The following is an 18581-nucleotide window of genomic DNA, read 5'->3' as shown; positions in this document are numbered from 1 at the left end:
GGCACACTGTGCCCGGCCCGCCCGGCGCGTTCACGGCAGCACCGCCACCCCGTCGATCTCGACCAGTGCCTGCTCGTCCCAGAGTCTCGCCACACCGATGACCGCCATGGCCGGATAGTCGCGCCCCGCCAACTGCCGCCAGATCCGGCCAAGTTCCCTGGCATGGGTGCGGTATTCGGCCACATCGGTGGCGTACACGGTGACGCGGGCCAGGTCCGCCGGGGCGCCACCCGCCACGCGCAGCGCGGTGAGCAGATTGGTGAGCGCCGTCGCGAACTGCTCGGGCAGGCCCGTGCCGACGACCTTGCCGTCCTGGTCGAGTGCGGTCTGCCCGGCGAGGAAGACCAGTTGGCCGCCGGTAGCCGTGACGGCGTGCGAGAAGCCCGCGGGCGGCGACAGCTCGGCGGGGTTGATCCGGTGGAGCGGACTCATGCGGAGGCCTCCCGGTTCGCGTACAGCTCCTTGGCGATGATCGTGCGCTGGACCTCGCTGGCGCCCTCGTAGATCCGTGGGGCACGAACCTCCCTGTACAGGTGTTCAAGGAGGTGGCCGCGGCGCAGGGCGCGGGCACCGTGCAGTTGGACGGCGGTGTCGACGACGTACTGCGCGGTCTCGGTGGCGTACAGCTTCGCCATGGCCGCGCGGCGCGGTACGCCGGATTCACCCGCGTCGTACGCGGCGGCGGCCGCGTACACCAGCAGCCGGGCGGCTTCGGTACGGGTGGCCATCTCGGCGACCTGGTGGGAGACGGCCTGAAGGTCCTTCAGCGGGCCACCGAAGGCGGTGCGTGCGGCGGTGTGCGTCACCGTGGCGTCGAGGGCGGCACGGGCCATGCCGACGGCGAACGCGCCGACGCTGGGGCGGAACAGGTTGAGGGTGTCCATGGCGACCCGGAAACCGCGGTCCGGTTCGCCGAGCACATCGTCGGCGGTGACCGGGACGCCGTCGAAGACCAGGGACCCGATGGGGTGCGGCGAGAGCATGTCGAGGGCGGCGCCGGTCAGTCCGGGGCGGTCGGCGGGGACCAGGAACGCGGTGACGCCACGGGATCCGGCGCCCTGGGTCGTACGGGCGAAGACGGTGTAGAAGTCGGCCTCGGGTGCGTTGGAGATCCAGCACTTCTCGCCGGTCAGGCGCCAGCCGTCGGGGGCGTGTTCGGCGTTGAGGGCGAGGGCCGCCGCATCGGAGCCCGCGCCCGGTTCGCTGAGCGCGAAGGCGGCGACGGCGCGGCCCGCGCGCACTTCGGGGAGCCAGCGCTCGCGGAGGGCCGGGGTTCCCGCCCGGACCACGGGGTGGGTGCCCAGGCCCTGAAGGGCCAGTGCGGTCTCGGCCTCCGTGCAGCCGCGGGCCAGGGACTCGCGGAGCAGGCAGAGGTCGAGGGCGCCCGAGTTCAGCAGCCGGTCGAGGAGGCCCGACTCGCCGAGTGCGGTGATCAGGGGGCGGTTGACGTGGCCCGGGTCGCCCTTTTCGGCGAGGGGGCGCAATTGCTGCTCGGCAAGGACTCTCAGCTCCTCGCACCAGGCGGTTTGTGCCGGATCGAGCGAGAATGCCGTCATACCGGCGCCTCTCTTGTCGGTGTCCGAGGCGCCCGGCGGGCGCATCTCGTCTTTCTCGTCTTATCGCGGACCGTTGACTACCGTCACCCAAACGATACGCTCCAGAGGCGACAAGGGGGCGATCCGTCATGGACCCGAAGACCTCAGCGCACCTCGACAGCTTCTCCAGGGAGCACCTGCCACCTCCGGACCAGTGGCCGGAACTGCTCTTCGACCTGCCCGAACTGAACTACCCGGCCCGCCTCAACTGCGCGGCGGAGCTGCTGGACCGTACGGCCGACCGCTTCGGCCCCGACCGCCCCGCCTTCCGTACCCCCCACGGCGGAGTGTGGAGCTACGGGGAGCTGCGGGACCGGGTGGACCGGATCGCCCACGTCCTCACGTCGGATCTGGGGGTCGTCCCCGGCAACCGCGTGCTGTTGCGCGGCCCCACCACGCCCCACCTGGCCGCCTGCTGGCTCGCGGTGCTGAAGGCGGGCGCGATCGCCGTCACGGTGCTGGCCCAGCAGCGGTCCGTGGAGCTCGCCACCATCTGCTCGATCGCCCGGGTGAGCCACGCGCTGTGCGACATCCGGGCGATCGACGATCTGGTGAAGGCTCAGGTGCCGGGGCTGCGGATCACGACCTACGGGGGTGACGCCCCGGACGATCTGCTGCGGCTGGCCGAGGCCGAGCGGGGGCCGTACCGTCCGGTGGACACGGCGGCGGACGATGTCGCGCTGATCGCGTTCACCTCGGGCACCACCGGGCGGCCGAAGGGCTGTATGCACTTCCACCGGGACGTGCTGGCCATCGCCGACACGTTCTCGCGCCATGTCCTGCGCCCGACGCCCGACGACGTGTTCGCGGGCAGTCCGCCGCTCGGCTTCACCTTCGGGCTCGGCGGTCTGGTGGTCTTCCCGCTGCGGGCCGGTGCCAGTTCCCTGCTGCTCGAACAGTCCGGCCCGGTGCAGCTGTTGCCCGCGCTCGCCGCCCACCGGGTGTCGGTGCTGTTCACGGCGCCGACCGCGTACCGCGTGATGCTCGACCACGTCGACGAGCACGATCTGACCGCGCTGCGGCGCTGTGTCTCGGCCGGCGAGAACCTCCCGGTCGCCACCTGGCGGTCCTGGTACGAGCGGACGGGTCTGCGCATCATCAACGGCATCGGCGCCACCGAACTGCTGCACATCTTCATCTCCGCCGCCGACGACGCGATCCGCCCCGGCACCACCGGAGTTCCCGTGCCCGGCTGGCAGGCCCGGGTGGTGGACGGCGAGGGCCGACAGGTGCCGGACGGGGAGCCCGGACTCCTCGCCGTACGCGGTCCGATCGGCTGCCGCTACCTCGCCGACGAACGCCAGCGGGACTACGTGGCGCACGGCTGGAACATCACCGGTGACACGTATGTGCGCGATCCGGACGGCTACTTCCGTTACGTCGCCCGCGCCGACGACATGATCATCTCCTCCGGCTACAACATCGCGGGCCCCGAGGTCGAGGACGCCCTTTTGCGTCACCCCGCGGTGGCCGAGGCCGCGGTGGTGGGGCGGGCCGACGAGCTGCGCGGCCGGATCGTGGTGGCGTACGTGGTGCTGCGTGAGGGCGCGGAACTGTCGGCCGACGAGCTGCGTACGTACATGAAGGGCGAACTGGCCCCGCACAAGTGCCCGCGCGTCGTCGAGTTCCTGCCCGCACTGCCCCGGACCGCCACCGGGAAACTGCAGCGCTTCCGGCTGCGGGACGAGTTTTCCGGCTGCGGGACGAGTGACCCGGAAATGCTGCGGGACGAGTGACCCGGAAATGCGGGTGCTTCGCGCCATCCGCACCCGGCAGGATGAGGCATGGCCTGGACCTTCACTGATGACGTCGACGTATTTCTGGAAGCGGCCGGCGCCTCGCTGGCCGCCCGGCCCGCCGAGAACACCCTGGTGCTGACCGTCACCGCGGCCCTGCGTCGGGGCGGCCCGCACGCCTACGGCGGCTCCGCCCCGCTGCTGGGCTGGTGGCGCGGGGCGGACGGAGAGGTCGCGGGGACACTGGTTCAGACCCCGCCGTTCCGGCCGCTGCTGGGGACCGTCGCCCCGGAAGCGCTCGCCCCGCTGGCCGCCGCGCTCCCGCTGACCGAGATCAACGCGGACCGGGCCACCGCCGAGGCGCTGGCCGCCACCTGGCCGGGCCACCGGGTCGACCAGGAGCAGCGGCTGTACCGGCTGGAGACGCTGGTCCCGCCCTCCCCCACGCCTTCGGGGAGGCCCAGGGACGCCACCGCCGCCGACCGGGAACTGCTGGTGCGCTGGTATCTCGCGTTCGCCGACCAGGTCGGTCAGTCCGGCCAAAACGCCGAGCGGATGGTGGACGAGCGGACGGCGTCAGGCGGGCTGACGCTCTGGGAGGACGGCGGCGTCCCGGTGTCGATGGCGGGTGCCTCCCCGCGGATCGCGGGCACGGTGCGGATCGGGCCGGTCTACACGCCTGCCGAGCATCGCGGCCGGGGCTACGCGGCCGCGGTGACGGCGCAGGTCGCCCGGGCGGCACGGGAGGCGGGCGCGCAGGAGGTACTGCTCTTCACCGACCTCGCGAACCCGACCAGCAACGGCGTGTACCAGCGCATCGGCTTCCGGACGCTCTCGGACCGGCTGCTGATCAGCGCGGTGGAGGAGCCCGTCACCCCAGGGTGAGCCGGGGCTTCGGCGCGTCCGTGCGGCCCGTCGGCGGGGTGCGGCTGCCCGCGCGGTACGGGAGCGGCCAGGGTGCGCCCGGGCCGCTGTAGCCCTGGTCGGCCGCCGCGTGCAGCGTCCAGTGCGGGTCGTAGAGATGAGGGCGGGCCAGGGCGCAGAGGTCGGCCCGGCCCGCGAGCAGCAGTGAATTGACGTCGTCCCAGGAGGAGATCGCGCCGACTGCGATGACCGGAACGCACAGCGTGTTGCGGATCCGGTCCGCGTACGGAGTCTGGTAGGAGCGGCCGTACTCGGGGCGCTCGTCGGGGACGACCTGGCCGGTGGAGACGTCGATGGCATCGGCTCCGTGGGCGACGAAGGCACGGGCGATCTCGACGGCGTCCTCGGCGGTCGTGCCGCCTTCGGCCCAGTCCGTGGCGGAGATGCGGACGGTCATGGGCCGGTCGTCGGGCCAGTCGGCGCGGACCGCGTCGAAGACTTCCAGGGGGAAGCGGAGCCGGTTGTCCAGCGATCCGCCGTACCGGTCGGTGCGGCGGTTGGTGAGTGGCGAGAGGAAGCCGGAGAGCAGGTAGCCGTGGGCGCAGTGGAGTTCCAGCAGGTCGAAGCCGCAGCGATCGGCACGGCGGGCCGCCGCCGCGAACTGTTCGCGTACGGCGTCGAGTCCGGCCGGGTCCAGGGCGTGCGGGACCTGGTTGACGCCGGCCGCGTACGGGATCGGGGAGGCGGCGGTGAGCGGCCAGTTGCCGTGGTCGAGGGGCTGGTCGATGCCCTCCCACATGAGTTTGGTGGAACCCTTGCGTCCGGAGTGGCCGAGTTGGACGCCGATGGCCGTGCCGGGCGCGCTCGCGTGGACGAAGTCGGCGATCCGGGTCCAGGCCGCGGCCTGCTCGGGAGTGTAGAGCCCGGTGCAGCCGGGGGTGATGCGGCCCTCGGCGCTGACGCACACCATCTCCGTCATGACGAGCCCGGCGCCGCCGAGTGCGCGTGCGCCCAGGTGGACGAGGTGGAAGTCGCCGGGGACGCCGTCGACGGCCGAGTACATGTCCATGGATGAGACGACGACGCGGTTGCGGAGTTCGAGGCCGCGCAGCCGCAGCGGGGTGAACATCGGCGGGGTGCCCTGGGCGCAGCCGAACTCCTCCTCGACGGCGGCGGTGAAGGAGGCGTCACGCAGCCGGAGGTTGTCGTGGGTGACGCGGCGGCTACGGGTGAGGAGGTTGAAGGCGAACTGGCGGGGCGGCTGGTCGACGTAGGTGCCGAGCTCCTCGAACCAGCGCAGGCTGGCCGCGGCGGCCCGTTGGGTCGATTCGACGACCGGCCGGCGCTCGGCCTCGTACGCGGACAGCGCGGCGGGCAGGTCGGGCTGTTCCTCGATGCAGGCGGCGAGCGCGAGGGCGTCCTCGACGGCGAGTTTGGTGCCGGAGCCGATGGAGAAGTGCGCGGTGTGGGCGGCGTCGCCGATGAGGACCGTGTTGCCGTGCGACCAGCGGGCGTTGACGACGGTGCGGAAAGTGAGCCAGGAGGAGTTGTTGGAGCGCAGTGGCCGGCCGCACAGCGCCTCGGTGAAGATCTTGGCGCAGCGTACGGTCGAGTGCTCCACGTCGCAGGTGTCGAATCCGGCGGCCCGCCAGACCTCCTCGCGCATCTCGACGATGACGGTGGAGGCGTCGGCCGAGAAGGGGTAGCCGTGCAGTTGCATCACGCCGTACGCGGTCTCGGCGATCTCGAAGCGGAAGGCGTCGAGGGCGAAGTCGGCGGCGAGCCAGATGTAGCGGCAGCGGTGGTCGGTGAGGCGAGGGCCGAAGGTGTCGGCGTGCGCGGCGCGGGTGAGGCTGTGCACTCCGTCGGCGGCGATCACGAGGTCGTGGGCGGCGGCCAGCTCGGCGGCCGGCGGGGCCACGGTGCGGAAGCGGAGACGTACGCCGAGGGACTCGCAGCGGTCGTGCAGGATCTCCAGGAGCCTGCGCCGGCCCAGCGCCGCGAAGCCGTGGCCGCCGGAGGTCTGGGTCACGCCGCGGTGGACGATGTCGATGTCGTCCCACCGCACGAATTCGTCCTGGAGCGCCCGGTACACGACGGGGTCGGCGTGCTCGATGCCGCCGAGGGTCTCGTCGGAGAGGACGACGCCGAAGCCGAAGGTGTCATCGGGTGCGTTGCGCTCCCAGACGGTGATGTCACGTTCCGGATCGAGCCGCTTGAGCAGGGCCGCGGCGTAGAGCCCACCGGGTCCGCCGCCGATGACCGCGATCCGTTCCACACCGGTCGGCTTCGTGGTGGAGGGACGCGCGCCGGGCACCGTCGCGGCGGACGGGATCGCGCCGGGCGCCGTAACCATCATGGCGGATGGAATCGCGCCGGGCACCGTCGCGGCGGACGGTCCCGAGCCGGTGGCGCTGGTGTCGGGCGGCATCGCGCTACCGGCCTTGCCATTTCGGTGGCCGCTTCTCGGTGAAGGCGGCGTGGAATTCGGCGTAGTCGTCGCCGTGCATCAGCAGGGCCTGGGTCGCGGCGTCCATCTCGACCGCGGCGGCGAGCGGCATGTCGAGTTCGGCGGTGAGCAGTGCCTTGGTCTGGGCGAGGGCGAGGGCCGGTCCGTCGGCAAGGCGGCGGGCGAGCGCCGCGGCGCGCACATCCGCCTGGCCTTCCTCGGTCAGCTCGCTGATCAGTCCGATGCGTTCCGCTTCGGGCGCGCGAACGGGTTCGCCGAGCATCAGCAGCCGGGTGGCGTGACCGAGGCCGACGACGCGCGGAAGCAGGTAGGCGGCGCCCATGTCGCCGCCGGAGAGACCGACCTTGGTGAAGAGGAAGGCGAAGCGGGCGGACGGGTCCGCGATCCGGAAATCGGCGGCGAGCGCGAGAACCGCGCCGGCACCTGCGGCCACGCCGTGTACGGCGGCGATGACGGGGAAGGGGGTTTCACGAAGGGCCCGCACCACCTGCCCGGTCATGCGGTTGAAATCGAGGAGCTGGGCGGTGTTCATGGCGAGTGTCGCGCCGATGATGTCGTCGACATCTCCGCCCGAGCAGAAACCGCGGCCCTCCCCCGCGAGCACCAACGCGCGCACGGTGCGTTCGCGGGACAGTTCGGCAAGCAGGTCGCGCAGGTCGGCGTAGGCACCGAAGGTGAGCGCGTTGAGTTTCTCGGGGCGGGCGAGGGTGACGGTGGCGACTCCGTCGTCCGTCGTCAGCCGTAGATGACGCCAGTCATCCGTACGGGGGGCGGAGCTGAGAAACGGACTCATGGAGGGGGCTCCCCTTCAGCCGTCGGGCCGCTGCCTGCAACTACCTGCAACCGAACTTATCACTCGTACGTGACTCCCGTCACGGGCACGCGATACGCGGAGTGTGAGAAAGCAGTGCCGAACGTCCCCTTCATGCCGGTCGGCGGACCCTTGTCCGGACTCGTTGCGCTTCGTAAAGGTTGAACCGAAGAAGTGCTGACGTCCAGAAAGTCCCCGACCGACGCCCGGAAAGTCCACCGACTACGGAACGGAAACTCTGCCGTGCCCCCCGATGCCCCCCTCCCTGCCTCCTGGCGGATTGCCCTGCCCCACTCGACTGTGGCCGTACCGGTCGCCCGCGCCCTGATCCGTACGGCGCTGGCGGACATCGGCGCTCCGGCAGATTCGGACACCGCCGAGCTCCTCACTGCCGAGCTGGTCACCAACGCGGTGGAGCACACCCGCGGGGCGGAGCCGATCGAGCTGGTGGTGGAGCTGCTGCCGACCGGCTGCCAAGTGGAGGTGCACGACCGCGACCCCGTCCCGCCGGGTGATCTCTCCCATCCGCGGCCCGGCAGCGAGCCGGACCCGTGGCAGGAGCACGGCCGGGGGCTGCTGCTGATCCGTACCCTCAGCTCGTCCTGCGGTCACCGCACGACGGAGCACGGCAAGGCGGTCTGGTTCACCCTGCCGTCCCGTGCGCCTCAGAACTTACCCGCTGACCCAGCGCCGCCCCCGTCCTCCTGATCACCCCGCGTCGGCAGCGGCCAGCCGGGAGCCGCTGCGGCCGTAGAAGGCGTAGATCGCCGCGCCGATGAGGAGGAAGACGGCGAACTGCACCCAGGTCGCCCAGCCGGTCCCGTAGATCAGGTAGAGGCAGAACCCGATGCCCAGGACCGGGCTCAGCGGGTAGAGCGGCACCCGGAACGAGCCCCTCACCTCAGGGTTGCGGCGGCGCAGCACGATCACCGCGATGTTCACCGCGACCATGGTGGCCAGTGCGCCGATGGTCGTCAGGTTCACCACCACGTCGAGCGAGGAGAAGGCCGCCGGGACCGCGAAGACGGCCGCCACGATCCAGGTGTTGGCGACCGGCGTCGCCGTCCGCGGCGAGACCCGCTCGAAGACCCGGGGGATCAGGCCGTCGCGGGACATCGACATCAGGATGCGGGTCTGCCCGTACATCACCGCGAGCACGACGGACGCGATCGCGACGACCGCGCCGAAGGCGATGATCCCGCCACCGATGTTCGAGTCGGTGACCTGGTCGACGACGATCGAGAGCGCGGCCGGACGGTGGGCGACGGCCTCCGGGCCGAGGGCTCCGATGGCGGCGAGCGCGACGGCGCAGTAGAGCAGCGTGACCAGGCCGATGCAGATCATGATCGCGATCGGGATGTTCCGTCGCGGGTTCCTGACCTCTTCGCCCGCGGTGGTGATGGCGTCGAAGCCGATGTACGAGAAGAACGCCAGTGACGCACCGGCGGTGACCCCGCCCGCTCCGTGAGCGACGAACGGGGTGAGATTCCCGTGCTCGAATGCCGTGAAGGCGATGACGCAGAACATGATCAGGATGGTGATCTTGAGGACTGCCATCGCGGTGGTGGCTCCCGCGCTCTCCCGGACGCCGCGCGCCAGCAGGGTGGCGGCCATCATGATCACCAGGACGGCGGGCAGATTGATCACTCCGCCGTCGCCGGGCCCCGCCGAGAGAGCGGCGGGCAGCTGCAGACCGAACAGGCTGCTCAGCAGCTCGTTGACGTACTGACTCCAGCCGACGGCGACCGCGGAGACCGAGACGCCGTACTCGAGCAGCAGACACCAGCCGACGAGGAACGCGATGCGCTCGCCGAGCGTCGCGTAGGCGAAGGAGTACGAGCTGCCGGAGACCGGGATCGCGCTGCCCAGCTCGGCGAAGGAGAACGCGGTGAAGATGCAGGTGATCGCCGCGAGCACGAAGGACAGCACGACGGCGGGGCCGGCCTCGGCGACGCTGTCGGAGAGGCCGACGAAGATGCCGGTGCCGACGACGGCGCCGACACCGAAGCACACCAGCTGGAAGAGGCCCATGGAGCGCTTGAGGCCGTGCCCCTCCAGGTCGGCGCCGGACTCGGCGATCAGCTGGTGCGGGTTCTTGATGCGTGGCCCGGACGGGCGCGTGGGGCTCGGTGGGCGCAGCGGACTCACGGGGATGTTCTCTTCTCTGGTGGAGCATGTGGGGAACGTGCGCCCCGCGGGCCTGTGGGGGGCTCCGGCTCCGGCCTCAGAACTCGGGGCTCGGGAGCGTGGGGGGCACGAAAATGGGGTTCGAGCGTGCGAGCTCGAACCCCACCAGGAGGCAACATAGTAGTCGCCTTCGCGCATGTTCACCCAATTGGGTGCATGTTCATGCAGTGTTCAGTGCGCGGCTGACAGCGTCGCCACCAGAACGGCCTTGATCGTGTGCATCCGGTTCTCGGCCTCGTCGAAGACGACCGAGTGCGCGGACTCGAAGACCTCGTCGGTGACTTCCAGCTCCGTCAGCCCGTGGGCGGCCTCGATCTCCCGCCCGACCTTGGTTCCGAGGTCGTGGTAGGCCGGGAGGCAGTGCAGGAACTTCACGTCGGCGTTGCCGGTGGCGCGCAGGACGTCCATGGTCACGGCGTACGGCGCGAGGGCCTCGATGCGCTCGGCCCAGACCTCCTTGGGCTCACCCATGGAGACCCAGACATCGGTGGCGACGAAGTCCGCACCCCTGACTCCCTCGGTGACGTCCTCGGTGAGAGTGACCGTCGCGCCGCTCGCCTCGGCCAGTGCGCGGGCCTCGGCGACGATCTCCGCAGCCGGCCAGTACGACTTCGGCGCGACGATCCGCACGTCCATGCCCAGCAGCGCGCCGGTGACGAGGTAGGAGTTGCCCATGTTGAAGCGGGCGTCGCCGAGGTAGGCGAAGGCGATGCGCTCCAGCGGCTTCGCGCTGTGCTCGGTCATGGTGAGGACGTCGGCGAGCATCTGGGTCGGGTGCCAGTCGTCGGTGAGTCCGTTGAAGACCGGAACGCCGCCGTGGGCGGCCAGCTCCTCCACGGCCGCCTGGCTGTCACCCCGGTACTCGATGCCGTCGAACATCCGGCCGAGAACGCGGGCCGTGTCCTTCACCGACTCCTTGTGCCCGATCTGCGAGCCGGAGGGGTCGAGATACGTCGTGGACGCACCCTGGTCGGCGGCGGCCACCTCGAAGGCGCAGCGGGTGCGGGTCGAGGTCTTCTCGAAGATGAGCGCGATGTTCTTGCCGCGCAGCCGCTGCACTTCGGTTCCGGACTTCTTGGCGGCCTTGAGCTCCGCCGCGAGGTCGATCAGGCCGCGGAACTCCTCGGCCGTGAAGTCCAGCTCCTTGAGGAAGTGGCGGCCTGCGAGGTCTATGGCCATGGGACTGCTCCTGGGTAGGGCGAGGATCGCACTTGCACTGACCCTGGAAGTCTATACGAAACCATGCATTGCTATACGGTGCCATCCGGGTCACGCACCACTACACCGGGTCGCGCACCACCGGGCAGCTCATGCAGCGGGGGCCGCCCCGGCCCCGGCCCAGTTCGCTGCCGCGGATCTCTATGACCTCGATGCCCTCCTTGCGCAGGTAGGTGTTGGTGGTGGCATTGCGCTCGTACGCGACGACGACGCCCGGCTCGACGGCCAGCACATTGCAGCCGTCGTCCCACTGCTCGCGCTGCGCGGCGTGCACATCCTGGGTGGCCGTGAGAACCCGGATCGAGTCCAGGCCCAGGGCGTGCGCGATCGCGTCGTGCATGTGCTCGGGCGGATGGTCGGTGACCTTCAGGTCCCTCGGCCCGTCACCGGGCTCGATGGTGTAGGAGCGGAGCATGCCCAGCCCCGCGTACTTGGTGAAGGTGTCGCCGTCGATCATCGTCATGACGGTGTCGAGGTGCATGAACGCCCGGCGCTTGGGCATGTCGAGCGCCACGATCGTGTGCGCCGAACCGGCGTCGAACAGCCCGCGGGCCAGCATCTCCACCGCCTGCGGCGTGGTGCGCTCACTCATCCCGATGAGTACGGCGCCGTGACCGATGACCAGTACGTCGCCGCCCTCGATGGTGGACGGGTAGTCGTCCTGCCCCTCCGACCAGTGGTGGAAGGCGCCCGCCTCGGGGCCGGTGAAGAGCGGGTGGTGGCGGTAGATCGCCTCGAAGTGGACGGTCTCGCGCTGCCGGGCCGGCCAGCGCATCGCGTTGATGGACACGCCGTCGTATATCCAGGCCGAGGTGTCCCGGGTGAAGAGATGGTTGGGCAGCGGGCCGAGCAGGAAGTCGTCCAGGTCCATGACGTGGAAGCGGACGGAAGTCGGCTCGTTGTGCCGGTCCAGGAACTCCCGCTTGGTCATCCCGCCGACCAGCGCCTGGGCCAGGTCGGCGCTGGGCAACTCCTCGAAGGCGGCCCGCAGATGCTCGGTGGCGAGCGGGCCGTACTCCTTCTCCTCGAAGACCCGGTCCAGGACGAGCCGCCTGGCCACCGGAATGTCCAGCGCCTCACGGAGCAGATCACCGAAGAGGTGCACCTCCACCCCGCGGTCGCGCAGCACGTCCGCGAAGCCGTCGTGCTCCTGGCGGGCGCGGCGCACCCAGAGCACGTCGTCGAACAGGAGCGCGTCCTTGTTGCTGGGGGTGAGCCTCTTCAGTTCCAGATCGGGGCGGTGCAGGATGACGCGGCGCAGCCGCCCGGCCTCGGAGTCGACGTGGAATCCCATGTCTCCATCCTCGCCGTGCGGAGCGCCGTTCACCCGGTGAATCGCCAGCGGGTTTCCCGGGATCCCACTGTCCGTCTCTCCGTGGATCCCACCGTTCTCTCCGTGGATCCCACCGTTGGATTCTCCGTGATCTCATGGTTGAGCCCACGGATGACCCGCCGCCGCCACCTCCTACAGCCTCGGGTCGACCGGTTCCGACTCCAGGGCCAGCACCGCGAACACCGCCTCGTGCACCCGCCACAGCGGCTCCCCGTCGGCCAGCCGGTCCAGCGCTTCGAGCCCCAGCGCATACTCCCGGAGCGCCAACGACCGCTTGTGGCCGAGGAACCGGCCGCGCAGCCGCTCCAGGTTCTCCGGGCGGGTGTACTCGGGGCCGTAGATGATCCGGAGGTACTCCCGGCCGCGCACCTTGATGCCTGGCTGGACCAGCCTGCCCTTGTCGTCCCGCACGAGCGCGGCGAGCGGCTTGACGACCATGCCTTCGCCGCCGCGGCCGGTCATCTCCAGCCACCAGTCGACGCCGGAGCGCACCGATGCCTCGTCACCGGTGTCGACGACGAGCCGACGGGTGACCCGGAGCAGTCCCGTCGGGTCGTGCTCGACCAGCCGGTCGAGCCAGGCCAGCTGCTCGTCGTGCGGTACGGCGGCCAGCGAACGGCCCTGCACGGCGAGGATCTGGAACGGGGCGAGCCGCACTCCGTCCAGGCCCTGGGTACTCCAGCAGTAGCGGCGGTACGCCTCCGTGAACGCGGCCGCGTCGTCGGCCCGTCCCCGCTGGCGGTCCGCGAGCGTGCCCACGTCCACCCCACGGGCCGCGGCTGCCGCGAGGGCCGCGTTGGCCTCCGGGAGGACGGCTCCGGATGCGGCGCCGACCGCGGCGTACTGCGTGCGCAGCAGCCCGGCCGCCTTGAGGGACCACGGCATCAGCTCGGCGTCGAGCAGTACCCAGTCGGTGTCCCACTCCTCCCACAGTCCGGCGGCGGTGATGGCAGTGCGCAGCCTGGCGAGGATCACCTCCGTGAGGGCGACGTCGTCGAGGAACGGCCGCCCGGTGCGGGTGTACAGCGCCCCGGTCGGACCTCCCTCACCGTCGGAGGCGTCGGAGGCGTCGGAGGCACGGGGAGTGTCCCCCACGCCGAAGCGCTCACGGGCGGCGTTCGCGTCCCGGCAGACCAGTGCCACCGCACGCGAGCCCATGTGCTTCTCCTCGCACACGACCTGCGCGACACCGTCGGCCCGGTACTGGGCGAAGGCCTCGGCCGGGTGCTCCAGATACCCCTCCTCGTGCGAGGTGGCGGTGGGCGCCATGGTCGGTGGGAGGTAGCCGAGCAGCCGGGGGTCGACGGCGAACCGGCTCATGACTTCGAGCGCCGCCGCGGCGTTCTCCTCCCGGACCGAGATGCGCCCCATGTGCCGGGTCTCCACGATCCGGCGCCCCTGCACATCGGCGAGGTCCAGCGGCCGGCCCTCCCGGCCCCCGGGTGCCTCGGTGGTCAGAGGCTTGACCGGCTCGTACCAGACCTTCTCGGCCGGTACGTCGACGAGCTCGCGCTCCGGCCAGCGCAGCGCGGTCATCTTCCCGCCGAAGACCGCGCCGGTGTCCAGGCAGATGGTGTTGTTGATCCAGGAGGTGTTGGGCACCGGGGTGTGACCGTAGACCACGACGGCCCGGCCCCGGTACTCCTCCGCCCACGGGTAGCGCACGGGCAGGCCGAACTCGTCGGTCTCGCCGGTGGTGTCCCCGTACAGCGCGTGCGAGCGGACCCGGCCGGAGGTGCGCCCGTGGTACTTCTCGGGCAGTCCGGCGTGGCAGACGACGAGCTTGCCGCCGTCGAGCACGTAGTGGCTGACGAGCCCGTCGATGAACTCCCGCACCTGCTCGCGGAAGGCCGGGTCCTTCTCGTCCTCCCGGTCCAACTGCTCGATGGTTTCGGCGAGTCCATGGGTGTGCTGGACCTTGCGGCCCTTGAGGTAGCGGCCGAGCTTGTTCTCGTGGTTGCCGGGTACGCACAGGGCGTTGCCCGCCGACACCATGGACATGACGCGGCGCAGCACCCCGGGGCTGTCGGGGCCGCGGTCCACGAGGTCGCCGACGAAGACCGCCGTGCGCCCCTCGGGGTGCGTGCCGTCGACGTAGCCGAGCTTGCCGAGCAGAGTCTCCAGCTCGGAACGGCAGCCGTGGATGTCGCCGATGATGTCGAAGGGGCCGGTGAGGTGGCGCAGGTCGTTGTAGCGGCGCTCCAGCACCACCTCGGCGTGCTCCACCTCCTCCTCGGTGCGCAGGATGTGCACCTTGCGGAAGCCCTCGCGCTCCAGGCCACGCAACGAGCGGCGCAGTTCGCGGCGGTGGCGCTGGATGACGTGGCGCGGCATGTCGGCGCGGTCGGGGCGGGCCGCGTTGCGCGCGACGCAGATCTCTTCGGGCAGGTCGAGGACGATCGCGATGGGCAGCACGTCGTGGCTCCTGGCCAGTTGGACCAGTTGCCTGCGGCTCTCGGGCTGGACGTTGGTGGCGTCCACGACGGTCAGCCGCCCGGCTGCGAGCCGCTTGCCCGCGATGTAGTGCAGGACGTCAAAGGCGTCACGGCTGGCGCTCTGGTCGTTCTCGTCGTCGGCGACCAGGCCGCGGCAGAAGTCCGAGGAGATGATCTCTGTGGGCTCGAAGTGCTTACGGGCGAAGGTGGACTTGCCGGAACCGCTGGCTCCGACCAGGACCACGAGGGAGAGGTCGGTCACCGGCAGGGTGCGCGAGGTACTGGTCATGCGGCTTTCGCCTCCTTCACGGTCTCGTTCCTGTTCTGCTTCGCGGTCTCATCGGCTGCGGTCATCGTGAACACGGCCATCTGTGTGGGTGGCCCGACCTCGGGGTCGTCGGGCCCCACGGGGACGAAGCCGACCTCGTATCCGTGCCGCTGTGCCACCTCACCGGCCCAGGCTCGGAACTCGGTCCTGGTCCATTCGAACCGGTGGTCGCCGTGGCGCACATGCCCGGCCGGGAGGGTCTCCCAGCGGACGTTGTACTCGACGTTCGGCGTCGTCACGAGCACGGTCCGCGGACGGGCCGAACCGAACACGGCGTACTCCAGCGCGGGCAGCCTCGGCAGGTCGAGGTGCTCGATGACCTCGCTGAGAACGGCCGCGTCATACCCCTTGAGCCGCTTGTCCGTGTACGTGAGCGAGCCCTGCTGCAGCCTGACGCGTCCGGCCTGCCGCTCCCCCATCCGGTCCAGCTTCAGCCGCCGCGAGGCGATGGTGAGGGCGCGCATGGAGACGTCGACGCCGACGATCTCCGTGAAGCCCACGTCCTTGAGCAGCGCCTGTACCAACTGGCCCTGCCCGCAGCCGAGGTCGAGGACCCTGCTCGCCCCGGCGGCGCGCAGCGCGTCGATGATCGCGGTACGCCGCTGCTCAGCGAGCGGCACCGGCTTCTCCTCGGTGTCGGTCGTCTCGTCCACCGCGTTGTCGATGCTCTCGACATCGAGGTCGTCCGACTCGGCGAGCCGCACCAGTTCGAGCCGCTGCATCGCCTCCCGGGTCAGTCCCCAACGCCGGGACAGATAGCGGCTGGTGATCAGCTTCTGCTCGGGGTGGGCGGCCAGCCAGCCCGCACCGGCCCGCAACAGCTTGTCCACCTCGTCCGGCGCGACCCAGTAGTGCTTGGCGTCGTCGAGCACCGGCAACAGGACGTACAGCTGCCGCAACGCGTCCGCCAGGCGCAACTCGCCCTCCAGCACCAGCCGGACGTACCGCGAGTCACCCCACTCCGGGAACTGCTCGTCCAGAGGTACGGCCACCGCGTCCACGCTCGTCCAGCCGAGCGGTCCGAAAAGCTTGCGCACCAGTTCCGCGCCGCCACGCGCCGGCAGTGCGGGTACCTCGATGCGCAGTGGAAGCGGGGCTTGCACCCGTTCGGGCAGCGCGCGGCACACTCCGTTCAGCGCGGACTTGAAGACGGTGCTCATCGCGACGGAAAGCAGCGAGGACGCCGCGTACGGCCGGTCGTTGACATACTGCGCGAGCGCAGCGTCGGGTGCACCGCCCCGGCCCTTGCCCTTGCCACGGCGCACCAGCGCCACGGGATCCACCTCCAGCAGGAGCGCCGCGGTGCAGAGCTCGGCGGATGCCTCGGGATAGAAGACATGCGCGGTGCCATGGGAGGTGGAGAACGTCTGCGCCTTCTCGGGGTGCTTGTGCAGCAGAAAGCCGAGGTCGGTAGCGGGACGTTCCGTATGGCCGGTCGTGCTGATTGTCAGGAACACACATCCGAGTATGGTCCGGTTCGCACGCGCCCCACCAGCGTATTTCCCTGTGCCCGGACACCGTTGTCCCGCCTTCCCTTCAGAGCCGTTCGTCTCCTTCGTCCGCGGTCGTTCCGCCGAGCAGCCCGGCCAGCTCCGCGATGGTGTCCGGGCCGACCCGGCAGCACCCGCCCACCAGCCGGGCGCCGGCCTCCTGCCAGGCCCGCACTCTCCCCGGATCGAACGTGGCGTCGCCGACCCACCCCCGGCCCCCGGCATCCCACTGCTCGCCGCTGTTCGGATAGACGACGACCGGTTTGCGGGTCACGTCCGCCGCCATCCGCACCGCCCGGTCCGCGTCCGCCGGATCACAGCAGTTCACCCCGACGGCCAGGACACGGTCATTTTCCGAAGCGAGGGCAAAGGCCGTCTCCAGCGACTGCCCCGCCCTCGTCCGGTCCCCCGCCACGCTGTACGAGAGCCAGACGGGGAGCCCGCATTCCTCCACCGCCCGCAGCAACGCCTCGGCCTCGTCGATGTCCGGCACCGTCTCCAGCGCCAGCGCGTCGGGCCCGGCGGCGGCCAGCGCCTCGACCCGGGGACGGTGGAACCGCTCCAGCTCCCGGACGGAGAGCCCGTAGCGGCCCCGGTACTCGCTGCCGTCCGCCAGCATCGCCCCGTACGGGCCGACCGAGCCGGCGACCCAGACCTCCCGCTCCACTCCACCCGCGGCCCGCCGCGCCAGCCGCACACTGCGGGCGAAGAGCTCCGCCGCCCGGGCCCGGCCGATCCCCCGTCGCTCGAACCCCTCGAACGTCGCCTGGTAGCTGGCCGTGATGAGCACCTGTGCGCCCGCCCGCACATAGGCCTTGTGCGCCGCCTCGATCTGCCCCGGCCCGTCGGCCAGCAGCCGGGCCGACCACAGAGCGTCCGACAGGTCACAGCCCTGTGCCTCCAACTGGTTGGAGAGACCGCCGTCGAGCAGCAACGCCCCCTCCGAGAGGGCCTGCCCAAGGGCACGGGCAGGCGGGCCATCGGCTGACCGGACGGGTTGCACAGGTGACTCCCTCATCTGCCGGGCCTCGACCCGGCTCGGTGAGCTGGGACCGGACTCCGGCTCATCCGAGCCGGAACCGCCCGGCTCAGGTGAGCTGGGTCTGGACCTGGGAGGAGATCAGCTCCAGGTGCTCCAGGTCGTGGAGATCCAGGACCTGGAGGTAGATCCGGGACGACCCGATCGCAGCGTATTTGCTGATCGTGTCGACCACCTCGGCGGGCGAGCCCGCGAGCCCGTTCGCCTTCAGCTCCGCCACGTCGCGGCCGATGACGGAGGCACGGCGCGCCACCTCTGCGTCGTTCTTGCCGACGCAGACCACCAGGGCGTTGGAGTACACCAGATCGTCCGGTTCGCGATCGGCCGCCTTTGCCGCCTCCCGGACCCGGCCGAACTGCTTCTCGCTGTCCTGCAGCGACGCGAAGGGGATATTGAACTCGTCGGCGTACTGGGCGGCCAGCCGCGGTGTACGCGTCGCACCGTGCCCCCCGATCAGGACCGGGATCCTGGCCTGCGCCGGCTTGGGCAGCGCGGGCGAATCCGTCAGCTGGTAGTACCTGCCGTCGAAGCTGAACGTCTTGCCGGTCTCGGTCGCCCACAGCCCGGTGACAATGGCCAGCTGCTCCTCCAGCCGGCCGAACTTCTCCTTGGGAAACGGAATGCCGTAGGCCTTGTGCTCCTCCTCGAACCAGCCCGCGCCGAGGCCGAGCTCGACGCGTCCGCCGGACATCTGGTCGACCTGCGCGACCTGGATGGCGAGCACGCCGGGAAGCCGGAAGGTTCCCGCGGTCATGAGCGTGCCGAGACGGATCCGCTTGGTCTCGCGCGCCAGCCCGGCCAGGGTGATCCAGGCGTCGGTCGGGCCGGGCAGCCCGTCGCCCGGCCCCATGCGGAGGTAGTGGTCGGAGCGGTAGAAGGCGTCGAAGCCGAGGTCCTCGGCCGCCTTGGCGACCGTGAGCAGGGTGTCGTAGTCGGCCCCTTGCTGGGGTTCGGTGAAGATTCGAAGATCCATGCATCCATCCTGCACCTCCGGACGCCGGTCATCGCTCCCCTGCTCCCTGCCCTCCTCCCTCCTTGCCTCTCTCCTCGGCTTCTCTCTCCTCGGCGCCACCAC

The 18581-nt window shown here is 70.8% G+C and carries 14 protein-coding genes; 3 read left to right on the top strand and 11 right to left on the bottom strand.

Annotated features, from left to right (window positions below; genetic code table 11):
- Nucleotides 1–30: 30 nt before the first annotated feature.
- Both ACFU8Q_RS14835 and ACFU8Q_RS14830 read right to left on the bottom strand, forming a co-directional pair.
- The gene (locus ACFU8Q_RS14835) at nucleotides 31–432 is read right to left on the bottom strand and encodes a RidA family protein (protein WP_384452863.1); all 402 of its coding nucleotides are present in this window, start codon (nucleotides 430–432) and stop codon (nucleotides 31–33) included.
- Entirely contained in the window at nucleotides 429–1556 is a 1128-nt protein-coding gene (locus ACFU8Q_RS14830) for an acyl-CoA dehydrogenase family protein (protein WP_384452860.1), read from the bottom strand. Before ACFU8Q_RS14830 ends, ACFU8Q_RS14835 begins: the two co-directional genes overlap by 4 nt.
- A gap of 128 nt (nucleotides 1557–1684) precedes the next feature.
- Here ACFU8Q_RS14830 and ACFU8Q_RS14825 point away from each other — a divergent pair, with 128 nt between their 5' ends.
- Together ACFU8Q_RS14825 and ACFU8Q_RS14820 are read left to right on the top strand one after the other, a co-directional pair.
- Nucleotides 1685–3331, top strand: a complete 1647-nt coding sequence (locus ACFU8Q_RS14825) for an AMP-binding protein (RefSeq protein WP_384452858.1) — start codon at nucleotides 1685–1687, stop codon at nucleotides 3329–3331.
- Nucleotides 3332–3379: 48 nt separating this feature from the next.
- Entirely contained in the window at nucleotides 3380–4216 is an 837-nt protein-coding gene (locus tag ACFU8Q_RS14820) for a GNAT family N-acetyltransferase (protein ID WP_384452855.1), read from the top strand.
- Here ACFU8Q_RS14820 and ACFU8Q_RS14815 read toward each other — a convergent pair.
- Complete coding sequence (locus tag ACFU8Q_RS14815) at nucleotides 4203–6551, bottom strand: bifunctional salicylyl-CoA 5-hydroxylase/oxidoreductase (RefSeq protein ID WP_384452866.1); 2349 nt, start codon at nucleotides 6549–6551, stop codon at nucleotides 4203–4205. The genes ACFU8Q_RS14820 and ACFU8Q_RS14815 overlap by 14 nt on opposite strands.
- Nucleotides 6552–6630: 79 nt before the next feature.
- Nucleotides 6631–7458 (bottom strand): enoyl-CoA hydratase family protein, encoded by an 828-nt coding sequence (locus ACFU8Q_RS14810; RefSeq protein WP_384452852.1) that lies wholly within the window; start codon nucleotides 7456–7458, stop codon nucleotides 6631–6633.
- Nucleotides 7459–7719: 261 nt separating this feature from the next.
- On the opposite strand from ACFU8Q_RS14810, the gene ACFU8Q_RS14805 reads away from it, so the two are divergent.
- Nucleotides 7720–8184: an ATP-binding protein gene (locus tag ACFU8Q_RS14805; RefSeq protein WP_384452849.1), complete on the top strand. Its 465-nt coding sequence runs from the start codon at nucleotides 7720–7722 to the stop codon at nucleotides 8182–8184.
- On the opposite strand, the gene ACFU8Q_RS14800 is transcribed toward ACFU8Q_RS14805, so the two are convergent.
- The 7 genes from ACFU8Q_RS14800 to ACFU8Q_RS14770 form a co-directional block, all read right to left on the bottom strand.
- Nucleotides 8185–9624, bottom strand: a complete 1440-nt coding sequence (locus tag ACFU8Q_RS14800) for an amino acid permease (protein ID WP_384452846.1) — start codon at nucleotides 9622–9624, stop codon at nucleotides 8185–8187.
- A 210-nt stretch (nucleotides 9625–9834) separates the two neighbouring features.
- Entirely contained in the window at nucleotides 9835–10842 is a 1008-nt protein-coding gene (gene argF, locus ACFU8Q_RS14795) for an ornithine carbamoyltransferase (protein WP_384452843.1), read from the bottom strand.
- 100 nt (nucleotides 10843–10942) lie between these two features.
- Entirely contained in the window at nucleotides 10943–12175 is a 1233-nt protein-coding gene (locus ACFU8Q_RS14790) for an arginine deiminase (RefSeq protein ID WP_384452841.1), read from the bottom strand.
- A 171-nt stretch (nucleotides 12176–12346) separates the two neighbouring features.
- The gene (locus ACFU8Q_RS14785; protein WP_384452838.1) at nucleotides 12347–14938 is read right to left on the bottom strand and encodes a polynucleotide kinase-phosphatase; all 2592 of its coding nucleotides are present in this window, start codon (nucleotides 14936–14938) and stop codon (nucleotides 12347–12349) included.
- Nucleotides 14935–16434: a 3' terminal RNA ribose 2'-O-methyltransferase Hen1 gene (locus ACFU8Q_RS14780; protein ID WP_384452835.1), complete on the bottom strand. Its 1500-nt coding sequence runs from the start codon at nucleotides 16432–16434 to the stop codon at nucleotides 14935–14937. Before ACFU8Q_RS14780 ends, ACFU8Q_RS14785 begins: the two co-directional genes overlap by 4 nt.
- 79 nt (nucleotides 16435–16513) lie before the next feature.
- Nucleotides 16514–17485 (bottom strand): homocysteine S-methyltransferase, encoded by a 972-nt coding sequence (gene mmuM / locus ACFU8Q_RS14775; protein WP_384452832.1) that lies wholly within the window; start codon nucleotides 17483–17485, stop codon nucleotides 16514–16516.
- Between the two features lie 70 nt (nucleotides 17486–17555).
- Nucleotides 17556–18479 (bottom strand): LLM class F420-dependent oxidoreductase, encoded by a 924-nt coding sequence (locus ACFU8Q_RS14770; protein WP_384452829.1) that lies wholly within the window; start codon nucleotides 18477–18479, stop codon nucleotides 17556–17558.
- Nucleotides 18480–18581: the final 102 nt, after the last annotated feature.

The sequence above is a fragment of the Streptomyces sp. NPDC057543 genome (assembly GCF_042801895.1).
Lineage (GTDB): Bacteria > Actinomycetota > Actinomycetes > Streptomycetales > Streptomycetaceae > Streptomyces.
Note: the sequence above shows the minus strand (reverse complement) of the source record. Positions and strands in the feature narration are given on the sequence as shown.